The following is an 18227-nucleotide window of genomic DNA, read 5'->3' as shown; positions in this document are numbered from 1 at the left end:
GCTACTTTACCAGCGCAGTCACTTGCTCGGACAGGTGCCGATTAGCTTTCTTCTCCGCCTGCTTGTAGACAAGCAGTGTCCGGCCAATCGTCTGTGCGACGTCAAGCCCTGCGATGTTTGCACTCAGGTATGCCCCAACCTCTGCGGGGGTTTCCTCAGCTGCAGGCAATAAACTGATTTTAACGAGTTCCCGTGCTTCCAGTGCGTCCGCAACGCCCTGGACAAAAGTGGCACTGAGACCGTTCTTACCCAAGTTGATCAGTGGCCGTAGCGTCATGCCGCGACTGCGCAACAAGCGCTTTTGTTTCCCAGTTAACATGTTTTTTTATTACTCCTTTATTTGACTAAATCATGGCGGGACGCATCACAACGTCCACCCCTTTTGGTGCATACGCGGCAACAACAGCACCCGCAGGCACACTGATCCAACCGAGACCGGCAAAGACAATGTCGGAATCCTCCGTTGGGGTGAACTCAACGCGAACGAGCGGTGGTAACTCGTGCTCGCTGTCCGCGCGCGGTGGCTGTAGCATTTTGCCCTTCTGCCGATCGTAAAAGTCATCGGCATTCTCGAGCTTAGTGCGGTGAATCAGCAACATGTTGTCCACGTAGGCCGTAAAGCCGGCACGCGGTCCCCGGACGTAATCCAGACGGGCCAGACCTGCCAAAAACAGGGTTTGCTCCATATTAAGTTGGTAGGTCCGCGGCCGAATGACCTTCGTCGGGGATACGAGCCGCAAATCCTTGGCGTCCAAATAATGCGCCATTTGCTTACGGTAAATGATCCCAGGGGTGTCAATGAGCCCGGCACCGTCCTCGAGTTCCAAACGAATCTGGTCCAGGGTCGTTCCGGGAAAACGCGAGGTGGTGATGAGGTCATCAACCCCGGTAGTCTGTTTCAAAATTGCATTGATGAGTGTTGACTTCCCGGTGTTAGTGACCCCAACGAAGTAAACGTCGCGGCCCTCCCGGTACTTTTCGATGCGACGCAAGAGTTCAGCCACGTCGGCCTTGTCCTTGGCACTCATCAAAATGGTTTCAACTGGGTGCAAGCCGTTATCATGAGCTTGGTGATCCAGCCACGTGCGCAGCCTGGTCCGCTTGAGTGACTTCGGCAAAACATCGGCCTTGTTCCCGACGAGCAGGACCGGATTGCTACCAACAAAACGGTGCAGGCCAGGAATCAGGCTGCCGTTAAAGTCAAAGATGTCCACAACGTTAACAATCAGCGCGTCCTGCTTACCTAATAGGTTGAGCAAGCGTAAGAAATCATCATCGGTGAGTCCTACCGGTTGGATTTCGTTATAATGCCGCAGCCGGAAGCACCGTTTGCAGTACGCATCCTTACCTTCCTGTTGGGCCTTTTGCAGGCTCTTTTCCGGCAGGTAACCGGCCGCATCCGGGTCGGTCGTCTGGAGCTTAGCCCCACAACCGATGCAGTACAAGCTGTTATCAACAGTCTCAGTTTCAGTCATCAATGTCCTCCATGTATTTGAATGTTCCCTTCCGCTTCATGTGTCGCTTGATAAAGCCCTCAACGAACCGGTTCGGTAGGGTGTTCCACTGGTCAGTGCTGATGAGCGGCTTGACCAAGACGGTGCGAACACCGGCCAGATTACCGGCCACCATGTCCGTCAGCAGTTGATCCCCAACCATGATGCAAGCGCGCCGGTCTAACTTGAGCCGGTGCACTGCGCGCGCAATCCCCACGGGTAGCGGCTTCAGTGCCCGCGCAACGTACGGAAGTTCCATTCCCGCGAGTGCTTTGCCCACGCGATCGTTACTATTATTAGACACCACCATCACGGTGATGCCGGCTACATGCATTTCTTCTAACCACTGCCGCAGTTGAACGGTCCCCTCGGGATTGTTCCAGGCAATGAGCGTATTATCGAGGTCCGTAAGCACAGCCTGAATGCCTAAACGCTTCAGCGTGGCCGGACGGATATTGTAGATGGCCTTCACCATCCACGTTGGTGTGACTAGTGCCAAAATGGCGCCTCCTGACGTGTAATTATCCCTTCAGTATAAAGGAAATGCGCCCATGTTTCCACAAACTTAATAATTGTCTTGCAATCAGCACAGCTAGTTCACGCACAAGGTGATTATCTCGCGGTTAGCTTGGCAAATACGGCAAAACAGGGTATGCTGAATGAAGCGGTTACAATATTTGACTATTGGGAGGTAAGCCTTATGTTTTCAACAATTTTGTTTGATATCGATGGCACCATCATCGATACAGAAGATGTAATTATTTCATCTCTTCAGGAGGCTTTAGCCCAAGTCACCGGGCGGGCATACACCCACGCGGAACTGCGTTTTTCCTTGGGAATCCCGAGTGCAGAGACGATTGCGGACCTGAAGTTGCCCGCAGATCAGAGTGCAGCCGTCAAGAAGCTGTGGCCGGAACTGCTGGCCAAAAAGCAGCGCGATGTGCGCGTGTTTGCCACGATGCGGCAGACGATGAGTCACCTGCAGCACCGTGGTATTCGCATGGGCATCATTACATCCAAGAATGAGCCGGAACTGGAGCACGAGTTCAACCGTTTTGGGCTGAACGATTACTTTGACGTCATCGTGACCGCTCAGCCGGGCATCAAGCCAAAACCCGCTGGTGACCCAATCACAGCCGCGTTACGGCAACTTGGCAGTTCCAAAGATAAGAGCCTCTACCTTGGCGACTCCATTTATGACATGCAAAGCGCCCACAACGCCGGCATTAGTTTTGCACTCGCAACGTGGGGAGCTTACGATCTTAGCCGCTTCGAGGATGCCGAATACATGCTCACCCGGCCGGAAACACTACTCGATTTAGCACCAATTGGACAGGAGGCATTCTAAATCATGATTCGCTTTGGTTTTTACGAGTACGGTAGCCCTGAGGTGTTCCGCAAAATTGAAGCGGAGATTCCTGAACCCAAGGCTGATCAAGTCCAAATCAAGGTCGTTGCGTTCGGACTGAATCCATACGACGTCCGCCTCCGCAAAGGTGACTTCAAGGATGAGCGGCCTTTGCAGATGCCAATCGTTCCCGGAACGGAAGTCGCCGGAACGGTCACGGCCATCGGCGCAGACGTCACTGATTTCAAAATTGGCGACCGCGTGATCAACTACCGGCCGCGCGGTGGCTACAGTGAGTACGTGACCGCCAGCACCAGCAAGGTCGCCCCGATCCCATCAGATGTCCCGTTCACGGTCGGCGCAGCGATGCCCCAAGCTGGAGTCGCGGCTTATTCTGCGATTCAATTACTCAAACTGCAGTCTGGTTCCGGCAAGACCATCGTAGTTGAAGGCGCCAGTGGCAGTGTCGGTAGCATCGTGGTGCAGGCGGCCAAGTACTACGGACTCACTGTACTTGCAACCTGCCACTCCCGAAACCACGACATGGTCATGAAACTTGGCGCAGATCAAGTTGCCCACTACGACAAAGAAAACGTGGCAGCGCGTTTTGCTGATCAGGGTGATTATGTTTTCAACGCCACAAGCGGTGGAAATGACGCCGGAGCTGGGACTTGGATGCTCAAGCCTGAGGGCACGTATGTCAGTCTGAGTGCCATTCCGCCCGTTCAGCAAGCCGATTCCCGCTACCACGTTGTTGGTGAAAACGGGCCAGCTGATGTTCAGGGAGCTTTTGCGATGCTACATGAGCTGCGTGAACGCGCTGACCTGTGGATCAACATCGCAGACACCTTCCAGATGACCTTGGCCGGTGTGCAGCAGGCGCAAGCTGAACTGGACACCCACCACGCTGCAGGCAAAATCGTCTGCAGCTCTGAACAAAGTCAACTAGTTCGAGACCTGTAAAGAAAATACTAGCAAAACGAAATCGCCCGGCGGGTTATGAATCCGCCGAGCGATTTCGTTTTGAATTATTTTCTAATTAATTAGTTGCCATCTGGTCTTAACAATTAACGATATTCAATCGTTCCACCGGCACCAACCTGCTTGCCAGCGTTATTTTTCTGGGCACCAAAGTGAATTTTGAAGGTGTCAAGACGTACGCTCCGCTTACCAATCACGTACAGCTTGCCATCAACACTCGCTCCTGGAGCCAGACTGTCACGGCCAAACTGGTTGGCGGCAGCTGTATCACTACTTGCCCGTTCGTACTTACGGCCATTACCATCGGTTAGTTCAGCGGTCAGGGTCCGTAAATCAAGCGTGCTACCGGAGACATTGTGGATGGTATAAGCCACCTCGCCGCGGAAGTACTCGGCCGGCCAGTTCTTAATATCTGGATACGAGCGTTCAACCGGCGTGTAATCTTCTTCCTCATTGTCCACGTCGTCGCTATCTACGTCCCGGACGGTCACCTGGAGCGCACCGAAACGAGCAAAGGTGCGGGCTGCATCATCGTCGTCGTCATCGTCAGTTGTTGAAGTGTATTCACTAACAACAGAACTGCTGCTCGCTGAGTCTTCAGAATGACTGTCCGCATTCGCGAGCTTACTCCGCAGGTCAGCGTTCTCCGCGCGTAAGCTGCTGACCTCACTTTGCAAGCGCGCTTCGTCCTTATCATCATCGTCGTCACGACACGCTGCTAGTGGCAGAATACACATCGTCAGGATTGCTACGGTCTTTAATAGGCGCATATCGATTTCCCCCGTCATAATTAGTGATGGTTTCATAAGTTTTACTATAAGACAATACTAAGCTCTGACTGTTATCTATAGCTTATCATGATACCTGCATTTAATAAAGCCAAGATCAGTGAATGAAAGTTATTTTAATTTTTCTGTTGACACTGCCATCTCCAGCTCATATAATTGCCCTATCAATCAACGAAAGGAAGACGAATCATGACAACATCGACATTTATCAACGCAAACACTTCTTGGCAGGCCTGGCGGTAGTCGATTGTATTCGTCCTGAGCGGATACAATCTGGCAAACAGTTTGTATCCGTGTGGTCTTCCAAGGTGTCATTCAGTGGAGTCTGCATGGTGAAATCCATGACGGGCTCCGGTATTGCTAGAAACGGCAAACCGTCCATGTCGGTTTGCCGTTTTTTTGTAGCTTAAATTCGATTAAACTTTGCCATTATTTACGAGGAGAACAAAAATGAAGAAGATTTACGCAGCAATTGCAGCATTAGTAGTCATTATCGTCGGGGCCTTCGCTTTCAACAGCACTCAGAGCAAGGCCCACACCACCGCAACCCCTAAACACGTCACCGTCGGGGTTTTGCAGCTCATGCGGCACCCAGCATTGGATCAAATTAATGACGGTATCACTAAGGGCCTCGCTGATGGTGGTTTCCACAAGGGTAAGAACCTCACCATCAAGTACTCCAACGCTGAGGCTGACCAAAGCAACCTCAAATCAATGAGCGACAAGTTCATCTCTGAAAAGACGGACCTGACCTTCGGGATTGCCACCCCCGCCGCAATGGCACTAGCCAACGCGGCCAACGGTAAGTCCCCCGTCATCCTTGCCGGAATTACCGATCCTGCTGGTAGTGGCCTGATCAAGAGTGAGAGCAAGCCTGGCGCCAACATCACCGGTACCTCTGGTGAAGCACCTCTGGAAAAAGACCTATCAGTCATCAAAGCCATCAAGCCGCACGCTAAGCGGATTGGAATTATTTACAGCCCAAGCGATCACGGTGGTGACTACAACGCCAAGAAGTTCGCCAAAATCGTCACCAAGGCGGGCCTGAAGTACAAGCTCTACACCATCAGCAACACTAACGATGTGGAACAGGTTGCTGGCCAGATGGTCCAAGAATGTGACATCATCTATGCACCTCAAGATAACCTCGTTGCCAGTTCCATGAAGACCCTCGTCGGCGTTGCTAACGGCGCCAAAGTCGCCGTTATCCCTGCTGCTGACACGATGGTCAAGGACGGCGGGCTCGCTGCATACGCAATCAACCAGTTCAACCTCGGCCGCGTTGCCGGGCAGATGGCTGCTAAGGTCCTGAAGGGTAAGAAGACCAGCGACTACGCGGTCAAGCACATCACTAAAGGTGAATACGTCATCAACACCAAGGAAGCCAAAATCCTCGGCATCAAGATTCCGGACAACATCGTCAAGGCAGCCAACAAGGACGGTGAGGTCTTCAAGTAAACCCATCTGGATTATTACAAAATAAGGCGTAGGCCGCCAGAACCGCGGTCCTACGCCTTATTTATGCTTTGTAACGATTTGTTACTTATCTAATCCTGATTCATCGACCCGCATATTCTGGTCGACCCGACTACTCCCAGTTGCATAATCAAAGTCATAACCCGGTTGCACGTTAAAGATGTAGACGTTGAAGTTAACGCTCCCGTTAGTGGCCAAACCTTGGAGCCAATAGCCCCGCGGCATGAGTTCACTGCCACGGAACACGGTCGTAACTTGATAAATGAAGTGCTTGCCTTGTGCCAAAGCCTCTCGCACCTGCTCCTCATAGATTTGCATCAGCACCTGGTTGGAATAGGCCGATTGGGTTGCCAAATTTTTCGGATTATCTGATGACCCCTCGGCCCCCTGTTCATACTGTCCGTCGGCGTTGATGTCGAAGGTAACCGTGTACGCAATCAAATGGCCCCGATTATAAATTTCCTTACCGGTGTGATTGTAATGCCAACCAGTAGGCGTCCAGTCTTGGGACGGCCGCCCCGCACTTTTACCCAAGTTCTTGTTAGACAGGTAAGCCGTGTCCACGGTCGTCCGGTTTAAGTGATCCAAGTCTCCGTATGCAATGCGTTCTGAATGCCAACTGGCCGCATCAAGCGTACTCTTACCGCCATTGACCTGCACAACCGGCTTATCACCACTCTTGAAGTCAAGCTGCGCTAGCTTGGCATAGGCATTTTTGTCCAGCGCGTTATCACTATTACTTTGCGCGCTGATCTGGGGACTGCTCCCCTGTGGCTGCAGCCACTGGTTGAGATAACCACCACGATAAAGGTACAAAACGGCCGCCAAAATGATGGCAATGACGCCTGCCCACTGACTGTTGCGACGCGAACTGCGCTTCCCGCGTTTTTTCCGTTTCTTGGGCATATCGCTCCTCCAGTTCTAGCATTTTGTATGTATTCACTACGATTAACTATTCTACAGCAATTTCAAATTACAAACTAGTGTTCTCTACACCGCTAATGCGATGCTATTAAGTTCGCAAAACCAATTCGCCGTTATCTTGACGCGATAAAAAATGCTATCATGGTAGGAATGTCAATTTGAAGGAGTCCAATTATGTCAGGTGAAACCAAACGTGCCGTTGCCATCCTCGTTTTCAGCGAATTTCTTGTTTGCTTAGGAATGAGCCTTATTTTTCCAGTGATGCCCTTTCTAAAGAATGAACTCCACTTCAGTGCGACCGACATGGGAATCATGTCCTCCCTGTTTGCACTTGCGCAATTCGTGGTTTCACCTATCGTTGGCCACTTGTCGGATACTTGGGGGCGCCGACCGCTTCTGATTGGCGGCCTGTTTCTTTTCGCGGTCGGTGAATTGCTCTTCGCCATTACCAACCACCTCGGAATGTTTGACCTGTCCCGGATCGTCAGCGGGATTGCGGCGGGGATGTACGTTCCCACGGCCCAGGCTATGGCTGCGGATATCACCACTTCAAAACAGCGGGCACGGGTCATCGGCCTATTGTCCGCATCCCTGAGTGGCGGCCTCATCCTCGGTCCCGGTTTGGGCGGGATCCTAGCTGGCTTCAATTACAAGTTACCCTTCTACATTGCTGCGCTACTCGGCCTGTTCGCAACCCTCGCTACCGTGTTTTTTCTGCCGCGGATCGGCCGGCAGCGGCGCACTAACGCGGAGCGCGCTGCAGGAACCACGCGCACGAACTGGCGGGAGCTTTTGTCCGGACCCCTACTGATGCTCTTCATCTTGATTCTCGTTTCTTCATTTGGATTGCAAGGCTTTGAGAGTATCTACAGCATTTTTGTCAACGAGGTCTTCAAGTTCAGTCTTGGCGACATCGCCCTCGTGCTCACCCTGAACGGAATCTTCTCCTTGGTTTTGCAGGTGGTCTTCTTCGACCGCATCGTGTTGTGGTTAGGGGAAATGAAGGTGATTCGTTACACCTTCCTGTTCAGCTTTCTGGCCATCGGGTGGATCATGCTGACCCACGCAAAATGGCAGGTCATGGTCGCAACCTTGATTGTCTGCACCGCCTTTGATTTACTGCGGCCAGCCATCACCACTCTACTTACCCGCCAAAATGCCGATATGCAGGGCGCAATCAACGGTTTGAACTTGTCCCTCACCAGTATCGGCAACATTGCGGGGCCGCTGATGGCCGGCAGCCTGCTGGATCTCAACTACCACATTCCCTACACCGTTGTCATCGTGATTCTGGCCATTTCTTACGGCCTAAGCTACACAATTCACATGGGTAAAACCACAGATTTAGAAGCATAGAATTCGTTGCACCACACAAAACGGCTGTCATTGATTTGGCAGCCGTTTTGTTTATTTATTGATTTGGATTTGGCAGGCAAGCAAAAGGGAGAAAAATTGAGTTCACTCATGCACGATAAATTGGTTTGATTCACGCCCGCAAGTATCTTGTGGATTGTGAAAAATGATTACAAAGCACTTTCAGTTCAAATTCTTAGTCGAGCTGCGCAGGAATGAAGCTTGCGCTTTGCACACTCCGGAAGTAATGCCAAACACCGGCCTTATTCCCAGAATACGCAAATGCTCAGCTTCTGGCCGCGGTCCTTCGCTCTGTTTCATAGTCGAGCTGCGTGAGACTGAAGCCTGCGCTTTGCACACTCTGGAAGTAATGCCAAAGCCCGGCATTTCTCCCAGAGTACGCAAATGCTCAGCTTCAAACCGTCTCCCTCCGCTCTGTGTACAAAAAAAGCCCGCCCCCGAAAGGACGGACCTTGATTTGCTATTTAAGCGTTAGCTTTCTTAGCGGTTTCAGCAAGCTTGCTGAATGCATCTGCATCACTAACAGCGAGGTCAGCGAGCATCTTGCGGTTCATGTCGATACCGGCCAGCTTCAGACCGTGCATCAACTTGCTGTAGGAAATGTCGTTCAGACGGGCTGCTGCGTTGATCCGCGCAATCCAGAGTGAGCGGTATGAACGCTTCTTAGCGCGACGGTCGCGGAAAGCGTAACGGTATGAAACCATCAGCTGTGTGTGTGCGGCCTTGAAAAGACGGTGCTTAGAGCCACGGTAGCCCTTAACGAGCTTCATGACCTTCTTACGACGTTTGCGAGTAACAGTTCCACCCTTAACACGTGGCATAGTAAAAACCTCCTAGAATTAGAAAAAACGTTGTGGCGAGTCGCGGCGGAATGCGCCGGACGCCTAGATTAGTTATCGCCGCAGCGATTACTACAGGTAAGGTAGCATCTTGCGGTAGTTACGAACTACCGTTGAGTGAACTACACCGGACTTACGAAGCTGACGACGCTGCTTCTTGGTCTTACCGTGGAAACGGTGTGAAGTGTAAGCGTGGCCGCGCTTGAGCTGACCACTAGCAGTGAGCTTGAAACGCTTTGCGGAAGCACGGTGGGTCTTGAACTTAGGCATAATTATTTCCTCCTAGAACTTTTATCCGGACACAACAGCATCCGCTATTTTGTAGTGCTGACTAATTTTTCTCTTCAGCCTTAGGGGACAGAAGCAAGAACATGCTCCGTCCGTCCATCTTTGGTGCTGACTCAACGTTTGCGATGTCCTTAGTGGCATCAGCAAGCTTGAGGAGTACCTTCTGACCAATCTCTTTGTGCGTAATTGCACGGCCGCGGAACCGAACGGATGCCTTAACTTTGGCACCCTTGCCCAGGAACTTAACGGCATTTGCAAGCTTGGTTTGGAAATCGTTGTCTTCAATCGTAGGACTGAGACGGACTTCCTTAATATTGACGGTTTTCTGCTTCTTCCGAGCGTCGCGTTGCTTCTTCTGAAGCTCGAAACGGTATTTACCGTAATCCATGACGCGGGCGACAGGCGGCTTGGCATTCGGCGCAACAAGGACTACATCCAAGTTGTCGGCTTCTGCAAGGGCAATGGCATCGCGTGTGCTCTTGATACCGAGCTGATCACCGTTGGCAGCAATCAGTCGCACTTCGCGAGCGCGAATCCCATCGTTGACCATCATATCTTTTGCTATGGTTGTTCACCTCCAGATTTAATCCGTGAGAAAGCAAAAAGTGGTGGCAGAGTTCAAAACCCCGCCACCACGTTATATCCGTACGTAATTAGCCTAGCGGTCTAGCGACTTAGGCGAGAAGCGGGAACTTCTGCTTTTTCTCAACTTGAACAGTTTACCGTAGAAAGAGTGTGCCTGTCAAGTAGTTTCATTTGCCAGTTTGGACTTCGGCGACCTCACCAGCAATAATCAGCGCATGACTATCAATGCCATGAATGATGTTGACCGCAGCTTTGTAATAAGGTTGGTCAACCACCACCATCAGCATATCGTGGCCCCAGTTGCCCTCGGTCCCGGAAATAAGCACGGCCTGCACATCGCCACCCAATGATTTGCGCAGCGCCGTCTTGATTGCGTCAAGCTGCTCCGAGCTGAACACATGCACGAGCAGCCGTCGGTCGAGCCCGGTCTGAATGTAATTCATCGCCACGTTAGTAATCACCAGCGAGAACACGGCCAGGATGAAGGCTTCTAGACCCGAAACGGGGATGTTGAGCAGCGACACGGCCACATCAACAAGCAGCAAACCGGTCGCAGGTTTCAGGCCAAAATACTTCTTGAAAATCAACGGCGGGACGGTGGTGCCCCCACTAGATGCGTCGACGGCGTAGAGCATCGTGAACCCGACTGCCATCGTCACGCTCCCCACCATGATTGCTAGGGTGCGGTCGGCGACAATTTTGCTGCTGGGCAAAATGGCCATCAGTACCGGCAGCATGAAACTACCATAGAGAATGCGGGCAGTCGTGGCGCGCGAAAGCAGCAGCCACGCCAGAATGAGCATAATGATGTTGATCACCAGTGTGCTCACATAGGTCGGCACACCGGCCACTTCCTGAACGATAATGGCTAAACCGGTCGCACCACCCGCGGCAACACCGTGGGGGGCGAAGAAATTATTAATGCTCAGAGCAATGATTGCTAAAGCCGCGGTGATGAAAACGAGCTTGAGCCACGACTTAGTTCTAACTGTGTGCATGGGGTCCACCTCCATGGCGGTTATAAGCGGCCAATTACTTTCAATATAAGAATATCACAGTATGTACCCGGAACAAAATTTCCGTTAGTTTTAGGCATAAAGATTCAAAAATCAAAGTACTTCGCCTCTATTTTCGTCTCACAATCACCAAAGGGTACGCCACAATACTAACCCTGATCATTCAAAAAAGCCGGAGCATCTTAGTAAGTACCCAACAGTTCCCCATTGAAGATGCCATTCTCACAAAAAGAAAAATCAATGTTACAAAAACGGCCGCAAACATGCTTCGCATATCTGCGAACATTTTTTGCGGTAGTTGAATTAACTATTGTAATACCAGCTTAAACGGTGGAATGGTAACATTTGGTGTGGAATTGGCAGAGTGTTATTTCATTATCAACTTACCATCCACTAAATTAGGATTGGAAACTATTGGAAGCTAATTTATGTGTGTAAACCAATTCAAAAGCTTTTGTGAACGTAAATATGCCTGCATCTCTTTATCATGCTCAACACCATAAGCGCGATTACAAAGCATGTGTCCTAAGCTTCGACAAATTTCATATTTTTCCTCGTAGTTTTTATCTCCCAAGCTTGCCACATATCTATAAAGCGCACCAATCCAGCGTGATATCTGAAGCTGCACTTTAGAACGATTACACATAATATCGTTGTAGATCTCTTCCATTTTTTTGCTTTGTACGCGGAATTGTGACTCCCAAATTTTTTTCTTATCTCGTGTAATTCTTTCAGACTCTTCACTCAAAGAATGCCGTCCCCCCAACAGTTTCCAAATTTGGAATAGCATCCAGGACACGGTACCATCCATCACGTTGGGTGAGACTTTTATGGACATTATATCCATAATCAGACCCGTTTCCACGCACGACAATTCCTCATAAAGTCTGAGTGAGTTTATACCACCATACCGGCACACTTCCCGTTGATATTCACACAGTCTCACCGCATTAACATGCGGTAATGATTCTAACTCACGTGTCCACTGTTTAATAGTAGCAGCACCTACTCTGTGTTTCGTAAAGATACGAAGCCGTAACTCATTGCTCAGTTCAGCGTATCGAACGAGCTGGATATGGCCAGTGTACTCTTCTCCTAAAGACTGTCGCCAAGATTGCAAATGGCTTTGTAAAAAATGGTCCTCCAGAAATTTTGGAACATCAATCTGGTAATATACGACTAATGAATTGAAGATATTGAGATTATTATCGTTTTTCCAAGCACGTACCGGAGTCAGATCTTGCTCATACATCCGACGAGATGAATCGAAGGAACATAATAATTCTACTGCATGAGTGTTATCTCGCCGATTCAAACTTTCCACATAAGCATTGGATGGTCGTACGAAGACCAGTCCTTCGATATTTTTCATTTCTTTTACCACAATGTTCCATCCAAACTCGGTTCTGACATCAACCACCATTGCGTCATCATACCTTGAAACTGTGACCATTCCCCCATTGACTACCCCAGCCTGTTCAAGTTGAGTGTACAATTGAGTTCCATCAACGTTAGACGCCATATCCTTGAAACGAATGGCCCTGATCATAGGTGGAAAAATTGTGAATCCCCCGTATGACACTTCAATTGCTCTGTCAAGATCTAGAACAGCCTCCTTGATGAAGTTCAAGACTTCGACCAACGTTGGTACCCTTGAAATATAGTCGATCGTAGAATATAGCTTTCCACCCAAGGGTGGATAAATCATGCTCACAGTCTGCACACTAATAACATTCTTGCCATCAGATAAATATGGATAGTCTGTCTTAGAATCAACATGAACCTTTAAACTATCCGGACGTAACGTGTCCTCAAATGTGCTAACTTCATTTAACGATATGGCTCGGCCTCGATACGAATTTTTGGGGATCACGTTGACTGCAGAATGGCTAGAAAAATCCGACACAAGATCAACAATTTCAATCTCTTGGTCTCCGTCGTTCGCAACTGCCCTTTTAAAGTCCTGTTGCTTTGTGCCTGAAAAGACATCAAAAAAGCGTCCTCCATATCGGCCATTCCCATCAACTCCAATTGAGGGAGATATCGACCAAGAATCATTCCTGCCAGAGACACCAGTTAGTAAAAGTTCAAACCTGTTCTGAAATGGAACACGAGTACCAAACATTTTCTTCTTTTCAATAAGTTCCAGTGTCCTGTTCACAAATCTAATGGCTTTCAGATCTAGTACTTCGTTCGTTCTGCCTTCTAAAGAAATGGATAGTAAGACCTCTTTTAAGATGTCCTTTAGTTTATTAGTTGAATCCTGTTCGAATCCTTCTTCTTGAATTATAGACATGACCTCCGACAATGGAACGCAAGCATTTGCACCGAATTTGTTAAATACTTCCATCGATACCCTCTGCTGAACAAAATTCATACCAACGTATGGAGTAAGTCTGTTTAAATCTGAAGCCGCCTTATTTACGGATTCTCGGGCATTAGTAACTTCGACATTTTTAAGTGGTGACTTCACCGCGCTAATAGTCATCAATGGGTTACGAACTTTTTCAATTTGGTTCATGTTGTCTACAATGTTTACAATATCAAATGAGGAACATGCCCCCAGGGAGTTTACTTTGCGCAGTTTCGTAACAACAACGCCAACCCTCCCAGCATCTGAAACGGGCAAATACCTAGCTACTTCAGTCAACTTTTCGTACAACCGCGTCTTTTTGGAGTTCAACTGCCAGCACAATAAGTCAATATCTATAAGATGCAGCAACAGGCTGATCATTTGACCGTCAGTTAAGCTTCCATCAAGGGTGTCATTAAATTTAATTTTGGTTTCAGTGAAGTTTAAGGGCTTTTCAAGAGATTTTCCCATCATCTTTAGCAAGCTGTCAGTACTAACCAATCGGATGCTGGTTTGCCCCTCCTCACCGAAATCAACAGCGATATCAGGAGCATAGTAGACAAAATTACCGTTTCGATAAAGGAGTATGACATCATCAGCAATTGCCTCCGCAAGATTTATTCTTTCCAAAACTTTTGTGTACCAATCGCCATCGATATCATACTGAGTTTTGTCTACACTTCCTTCGTCAAATACCGAAGCTAATTCTCCAAAAGGTGTAGCTCTCGTACACATTCTCAGTAGATATTTTTTGATGGCAAGACGCATTTTGTCACTAATATGGTTATCATTCAGTAACGCAATATATAAATTAGGATTAGACGAAGCAAGCTTACCCATAAATTTGCGGCCTGTTTTGGTTGTTCCAAAAGCTTTGAACTCAGTGGCGCTTTCCAGCATCTCAGATAACTCTCGATATTCACAAAATGAGATTCCTGCTGCGCGACCATACGATGTGCCCTCAATGATATCCAATTTATCGTTCATACTAAATGACCCCCGCTCACCTTAAATACCCATTTGATAGTGTGTACTTCACCGTCCAAAATTGACTAAAACCATATTGATGTGAAACCACAATTACAGAATGCTTTAGCTCTTTGAGGGTATTGGATAAATTCTCTCTGGATTGAATGTCAAGATTGGCAAAGGGCTCGTCCATCAGCAGAAACGAACGATTGCTTATCAATGCTCTCGCAATTCCAATTTTTTGCACTTGACCGGCTGAAACATCTGTTAAATCGTCATCATCTCTACCTCGAGTATGAATCTGTGCAACCAGATCGACCAGCCCCACCTCCGTCAATACGTGCAGGTATTCATCTTCAGAAACCTTTCTACCCAACAAAATGTTATTCCGTAAACTTGCTGGAATCAGCACATTGCTCTGTGGAACATACGCAGAATCATAACGCGTCAGATTCCGTTTTTTCTCTTCGCCCAATCCAATTGTGATTGAACCACCAGAGGGCATATACTCACCTAAAATCAATTTGAGTAAAGTTGTCTTTCCGCCTCCACTTGGCCCAACAATCATTAACTTCTCATTTTGAAGAGCATTCAATTTAAAACTGACTCTCTTTAGAACCATCGGTTTTGCATTCGAATAGCCAAAGGAAACATTATTTACAGACAAACTAGTCGCAGGTGCTGTTTTAATTTCTAATGCAGTTTGAACTTTAGCTTTCTTAATAGTATTAACAATCCTAGCAGCTGGAGTTAATCCTTCGATCAATCCGGCAAAAGTTGACGGAAATGTGTAAAAAAGCCAAGTATAATTCGGTGTTAAAATCGCCAATGCAGCGTATTGAAAGATTGAGATGCGTCCTAACCCCACGAACAGTAGCTCCACTCCCAAAATGGCAATATCAAAAAGGAAGCCGGAAGCCATCCCAAGTGTTTCAATCTTCGCCTTACTAATTCCAGCCTCGTACTGTGCATCAGCAGATTCTGAATACTTTTCAGTAAAATATTCAATTGCATACCTTCTTGCACCAAATGCTTTAAAAACACTTTTGCCATCCATAAAGTTTATAAAATAATCCTGTGCAGTAGTGCTTTTTTCTTGCATTGCCTTTTGCTTAACTTGGTAGACTTTTGCTGTATATCTAGGAACAAAAATACCGACACAACATAGAAAAAGCATTAAAAGCGTCAGAGTCCGCGATATCGTGAATCCATATGCAATTGCTGCTCCAAATGAAAACAAGCCAACAATAACGTCTGTCATATTGTTAAGATAGGTTTTTGAAGCTGCTCTAGCCTCTGTAGTCAAATAATGTAATTCTGCTTTCAAATCAACATTTGCTTCCGACGTGTCTATTAGGTCAGTTATTACTCTTTCTTGAAGTTCCTGCTCTTTTTTTGCACTGAAGTAATATTGAATATAGGCAACAACTGTTCTTCCCGTAAAAATTAGCAAACCCAACACCAGCAAGAAAACGAGACTCCTCATTAAACCATGTTTACCTGTGATGTTGCCCACAGTTAAAGCAACTATAAACTCCAAAACACTCAAGATCGCGGCCAATACCCATGCTAAAACGGTTGTTTTAGAAATCAAAAATTTCCACGAGCCATTGAAATCTTTCATAATTTTTCACCAGCTTAATATCTGATCGTCGGACCGTATCATGTCTGTCGTGTGTGTAACTACAACAATACCTCTGTGAACGGCTGCCGCTCGTAAAGCAGTAAGCACTTCTTTCTTGCTTACCGTGTCAATATCTGAGAAAGGCTCATCTAATAGAATAAAGGGCTGATCACTCAACAGCGCTCTAGCAACTCCGATTCTTCGCATCTGTCCCCCAGACAAAGTTTCAGGGGAAATTTTTTGATTGAGATCTGTCGAATATTCACTTAAATTTACACTTTTGAGGGCGGCCTTAACTTTTTTATCTTCAATATTTTTCCCAAAGACCAAGTTATTTCGTAGGGTATCATAAGTTACAATATTTTTTTGAGGGACAAACGCAGCGTATGGCTGGGCATGGTCTTTAGCTACACCATTAGTAACGTATACTTCACCGGCAGTGGGTTTCAAATTTCCCAGAACTATATTTAGAAGCGTCGTTTTCCCCACGCCGTTTGTACCTAGGACAAAAGTAAAACCCGAGCTTGGAATCGAAAAGCTAATATTATTTAAAACTTTCTCTGTCGACCCTGGGTATACATAATTAACCTTTTCTAGGGACAAGTCCACATCGCCCTTAATACGCCTTAAATCTTCTTTTACGTTAACCTGAAAGTCCGAATTATCCCCGATATTTTTAAAAAGTCTTTTCGCTGAAATCCGTTCCTTCACGAAATATTCAACGATTGACGGTAGGGAAATCATCGGCCACAGAATTGATCCAACGCCTGCGTTCCAAGCTCCTAACATTCCAGGTATTTCCAACGCTTTTTGGCGGACCATGATATATCCGACAGCCAGAACAGCTACCTCAGCCAGATAGACACCACCTGTAAACAACCCAGAAATAATTCCGGAATTAATGGAATATGAGCGTAGTTTCTTCTCCTTTCTGCTAAAAAAATTTGAATGTAGATTAAGGATATAAGAAAGCACCCTTAAATTTCTAATAACAGGTGCCATTTTTACGACTTGTTCGAAAAAGGTTTTGTGATGATCATCAATCTTCATGATAAATTCTTGTCTTTGTTTCTGATAGCGATAAATCTCTGAACTCACAGAACCAATCACAATACCAAACATTACAAAAGCCAGTAACATCGTCAAGGACTGATTTCCTACATACATCACACCAAAAAAAACGGTTAGGACAAAATCTACTAACGGCAACAATGCGTACTGAAAGTATTGGACAACATTTTGTGAATCTTGCATTAGTAGATTCGTTGCATGACCCTTCGTTAACTCAGCCGTACCTCCGTTAGAAAGATACTCTAACGCAACTCCCTTCGCGAGACTGACATTCATTTGGCGTTTTGCTGACTCAAGAAGCTTAGCAGATGCATAATACACGCACAAATACAAGATGGCTGCCAACATCATTAGTAAAACACTGACTACAAGTTGCTGAAATTCGTGTTGCAAACTCTGGGTAAGCGATATTTGAATCATTACAGAAATTGCAACATTAAAGCCCGCCAGAACAGCTCTGGACAAATAAATCAGCACAAGCGTCTTTCTTTCGAACAATCTACTAATTTTGTCTTTGAACAATTTGAACACTTCCCTACAGATAACCTATTAAGCTCCCGCTTCTTTGATCGTAATAGGCCTTCTCAAGGTCTTTAAATCTACCTGTTGCGAGGAAAGCCAAAATTACATCACAAACGTACTCAGTCAGCCCAAGAATACCATGAGCAATCGTTGGAAACGCAGTTCGGTTATTTTCAGACCTATTTTCAATCAACTTTAAATATAGACCAGCTGATTCTTTCTGCAAATACTCTTCAAACTGGTCAAAACTGCCTCCACGCTCAGAGGTAAACAAAGGACCAACGGAACCATTGTGCACCAATAAGACTGCCACATTTGCTGCGACTGCTGCTTTAACAACATATCGGTCAATTAATCCGCTGGGTTGGTCTGCCGCCTGCAATACAATGTCACTATCTGCAAAGATCTGCGTATTCGCCGTACTGTTTGCGCTTACATATTTACGGACAGTAATCACCCTTACGGAACTATTTAACTCCTTGATTCGTTTTTTTATGATCGCAAATTGCAAGAACAAGTTAGCCACCTGGCCCGATCCGGCGTATGAAAGCCTGTTATCTATGAAGTTGGTGAGTT

Annotated in this window: 17 protein-coding genes; 4 read left to right on the top strand and 13 right to left on the bottom strand. The window is 47.2% G+C overall.

All coding sequences use genetic code 11. The annotated features are described in order from the left end of the window. Position 1: 1 nt before the first annotated feature. From GN107_RS04165 to GN107_RS04155, 3 genes are read right to left on the bottom strand one after another with little or no spacing between them, the layout of a single operon-like run. On the bottom strand, positions 2–319 hold the full coding sequence (locus GN107_RS04165) for a YhbY family RNA-binding protein (RefSeq protein WP_155286748.1): 318 nt from the start codon (positions 317–319) through the stop codon (positions 2–4). Positions 320–344: 25 nt separating this feature from the next. Further along, a complete protein-coding gene (gene yqeH, locus GN107_RS04160) occupies positions 345–1475 on the bottom strand; it encodes a ribosome biogenesis GTPase YqeH (protein WP_155286749.1) in 1131 nt (376 codons plus the stop codon). Then, a complete protein-coding gene (locus GN107_RS04155) occupies positions 1468–1992 on the bottom strand; it encodes a YqeG family HAD IIIA-type phosphatase (RefSeq protein WP_155286750.1) in 525 nt (174 codons plus the stop codon). Before GN107_RS04155 ends, yqeH begins: the two co-directional genes overlap by 8 nt. A gap of 201 nt (positions 1993–2193) precedes the next feature. Between GN107_RS04155 and GN107_RS04150 the strand changes: the two genes are divergently transcribed. Both GN107_RS04150 and GN107_RS04145 read left to right on the top strand, forming a co-directional pair. Then, positions 2194–2841 carry an HAD family hydrolase gene (locus GN107_RS04150; protein ID WP_196246257.1) on the top strand — a complete coding sequence of 216 codons (648 nt, stop codon included), beginning with the start codon at positions 2194–2196 and terminating at the stop codon, positions 2839–2841. Positions 2842–2844: 3 nt separating this feature from the next. Beyond that, positions 2845–3804 carry an NADP-dependent oxidoreductase gene (locus GN107_RS04145; RefSeq protein WP_155286752.1) on the top strand — a complete coding sequence of 320 codons (960 nt, stop codon included), beginning with the start codon at positions 2845–2847 and terminating at the stop codon, positions 3802–3804. 104 nt (positions 3805–3908) lie between these two features. Here the strand turns inward: GN107_RS04145 and GN107_RS04140 are convergent, their stop codons facing one another. Beyond that, positions 3909–4592, bottom strand: a complete 684-nt coding sequence (locus GN107_RS04140; RefSeq protein ID WP_196246258.1) for a DUF4352 domain-containing protein — start codon at positions 4590–4592, stop codon at positions 3909–3911. Positions 4593–5060: 468 nt separating this feature from the next. Here GN107_RS04140 and trpX point away from each other — a divergent pair, with 468 nt between their 5' ends. Continuing rightward, positions 5061–6068, top strand: coding sequence for a tryptophan ABC transporter substrate-binding protein (gene trpX, locus GN107_RS04135; protein ID WP_155286754.1), 1008 nt, complete (start codon positions 5061–5063; stop codon positions 6066–6068). An 81-nt stretch (positions 6069–6149) separates the two neighbouring features. Here trpX and GN107_RS04130 read toward each other — a convergent pair whose 3' ends face one another. Then, the gene (locus GN107_RS04130; protein WP_155286755.1) at positions 6150–6992 is read right to left on the bottom strand and encodes a DNA/RNA non-specific endonuclease; all 843 of its coding nucleotides are present in this window, start codon (positions 6990–6992) and stop codon (positions 6150–6152) included. Between the two features lie 192 nt (positions 6993–7184). Here GN107_RS04130 and GN107_RS04125 point away from each other — a divergent pair, with 192 nt between their 5' ends. Then, positions 7185–8366 carry an MFS transporter gene (locus GN107_RS04125; RefSeq protein WP_155286756.1) on the top strand — a complete coding sequence of 394 codons (1182 nt, stop codon included), beginning with the start codon at positions 7185–7187 and terminating at the stop codon, positions 8364–8366. A gap of 482 nt (positions 8367–8848) precedes the next feature. Here GN107_RS04125 and rplT read toward each other — a convergent pair whose 3' ends face one another. The 8 genes from rplT to GN107_RS04085 all read right to left on the bottom strand — a co-directional run. Then, a complete protein-coding gene (gene rplT, locus GN107_RS04120; RefSeq protein WP_155286757.1) occupies positions 8849–9205 on the bottom strand; it encodes a 50S ribosomal protein L20 in 357 nt (118 codons plus the stop codon). A 90-nt stretch (positions 9206–9295) separates the two neighbouring features. Continuing rightward, positions 9296–9493, bottom strand: a complete 198-nt coding sequence (gene rpmI / locus GN107_RS04115) for a 50S ribosomal protein L35 (protein ID WP_155286758.1) — start codon at positions 9491–9493, stop codon at positions 9296–9298. A gap of 61 nt (positions 9494–9554) precedes the next feature. After that, complete coding sequence (gene infC / locus GN107_RS04110) at positions 9555–10061, bottom strand: translation initiation factor IF-3 (protein ID WP_155286770.1); 507 nt, start codon at positions 10059–10061, stop codon at positions 9555–9557. Between the two features lie 202 nt (positions 10062–10263). Then, positions 10264–11094, bottom strand: a complete 831-nt coding sequence (locus tag GN107_RS04105; protein WP_155286759.1) for a YitT family protein — start codon at positions 11092–11094, stop codon at positions 10264–10266. A gap of 439 nt (positions 11095–11533) precedes the next feature. Continuing rightward, positions 11534–14452 (bottom strand): thiopeptide-type bacteriocin biosynthesis protein, encoded by a 2919-nt coding sequence (locus tag GN107_RS04100; protein WP_155286760.1) that lies wholly within the window; start codon positions 14450–14452, stop codon positions 11534–11536. A gap of 16 nt (positions 14453–14468) precedes the next feature. Beyond that, positions 14469–16058 carry an ATP-binding cassette domain-containing protein gene (locus tag GN107_RS04095; protein ID WP_155286761.1) on the bottom strand — a complete coding sequence of 530 codons (1590 nt, stop codon included), beginning with the start codon at positions 16056–16058 and terminating at the stop codon, positions 14469–14471. A 6-nt stretch (positions 16059–16064) separates the two neighbouring features. Further along, entirely contained in the window at positions 16065–17651 is a 1587-nt protein-coding gene (locus GN107_RS04090) for an ATP-binding cassette domain-containing protein (protein WP_155286762.1), read from the bottom strand. Between the two features lie 13 nt (positions 17652–17664). After that, positions 17665–18227: ThiF family adenylyltransferase (locus tag GN107_RS04085; protein ID WP_230678557.1), on the bottom strand; the 563-nt coding region annotated here is incomplete at its 5' end.

Origin of the sequence: Lacticaseibacillus zhaodongensis, from assembly GCF_009687905.1 — a bacterium.
Taxonomy (GTDB): Bacteria; Bacillota; Bacilli; order Lactobacillales; family Lactobacillaceae; genus Lacticaseibacillus; species Lacticaseibacillus zhaodongensis.
Note: the sequence above shows the minus strand (reverse complement) of the source record. Positions and strands in the feature narration are given on the sequence as shown.

Excerpts from the sequence above, each read along its gene's own strand:
- GN107_RS04150 (WP_196246257.1), top strand. The coding sequence starts at position 2,194 with ATGTTTTCAACAATTTTGTTTGATATCGATGGCACCATCATCGATACA.
- yqeH (WP_155286749.1), bottom strand. The coding sequence starts at position 1,475 with ATGACTGAAACTGAGACTGTTGATAACAGCTTGTACTGCATCGGTTGT.
- GN107_RS04145 (WP_155286752.1), top strand. The coding sequence starts at position 2,845 with ATGATTCGCTTTGGTTTTTACGAGTACGGTAGCCCTGAGGTGTTCCGC.
- GN107_RS04100 (WP_155286760.1), bottom strand. The coding sequence starts at position 14,452 with ATGAACGATAAATTGGATATCATTGAGGGCACATCGTATGGTCGCGCA.
- GN107_RS04105 (WP_155286759.1), bottom strand. The coding sequence starts at position 11,094 with ATGCACACAGTTAGAACTAAGTCGTGGCTCAAGCTCGTTTTCATCACC.
- GN107_RS04125 (WP_155286756.1), top strand. The coding sequence starts at position 7,185 with ATGTCAGGTGAAACCAAACGTGCCGTTGCCATCCTCGTTTTCAGCGAA.
- rplT (WP_155286757.1), bottom strand. The coding sequence starts at position 9,205 with ATGCCACGTGTTAAGGGTGGAACTGTTACTCGCAAACGTCGTAAGAAG.
- trpX (WP_155286754.1), top strand. The coding sequence starts at position 5,061 with ATGAAGAAGATTTACGCAGCAATTGCAGCATTAGTAGTCATTATCGTC.
- GN107_RS04130 (WP_155286755.1), bottom strand. The coding sequence starts at position 6,992 with ATGCCCAAGAAACGGAAAAAACGCGGGAAGCGCAGTTCGCGTCGCAAC.
- rpmI (WP_155286758.1), bottom strand. The coding sequence starts at position 9,493 with ATGCCTAAGTTCAAGACCCACCGTGCTTCCGCAAAGCGTTTCAAGCTC.
- GN107_RS04095 (WP_155286761.1), bottom strand. The coding sequence starts at position 16,058 with ATGAAAGATTTCAATGGCTCGTGGAAATTTTTGATTTCTAAAACAACC.
- GN107_RS04140 (WP_196246258.1), bottom strand. The coding sequence starts at position 4,592 with ATGCGCCTATTAAAGACCGTAGCAATCCTGACGATGTGTATTCTGCCA.
- infC (WP_155286770.1), bottom strand. The coding sequence starts at position 10,061 with ATGGTCAACGATGGGATTCGCGCTCGCGAAGTGCGACTGATTGCTGCC.
- GN107_RS04165 (WP_155286748.1), bottom strand. The coding sequence starts at position 319 with ATGTTAACTGGGAAACAAAAGCGCTTGTTGCGCAGTCGCGGCATGACG.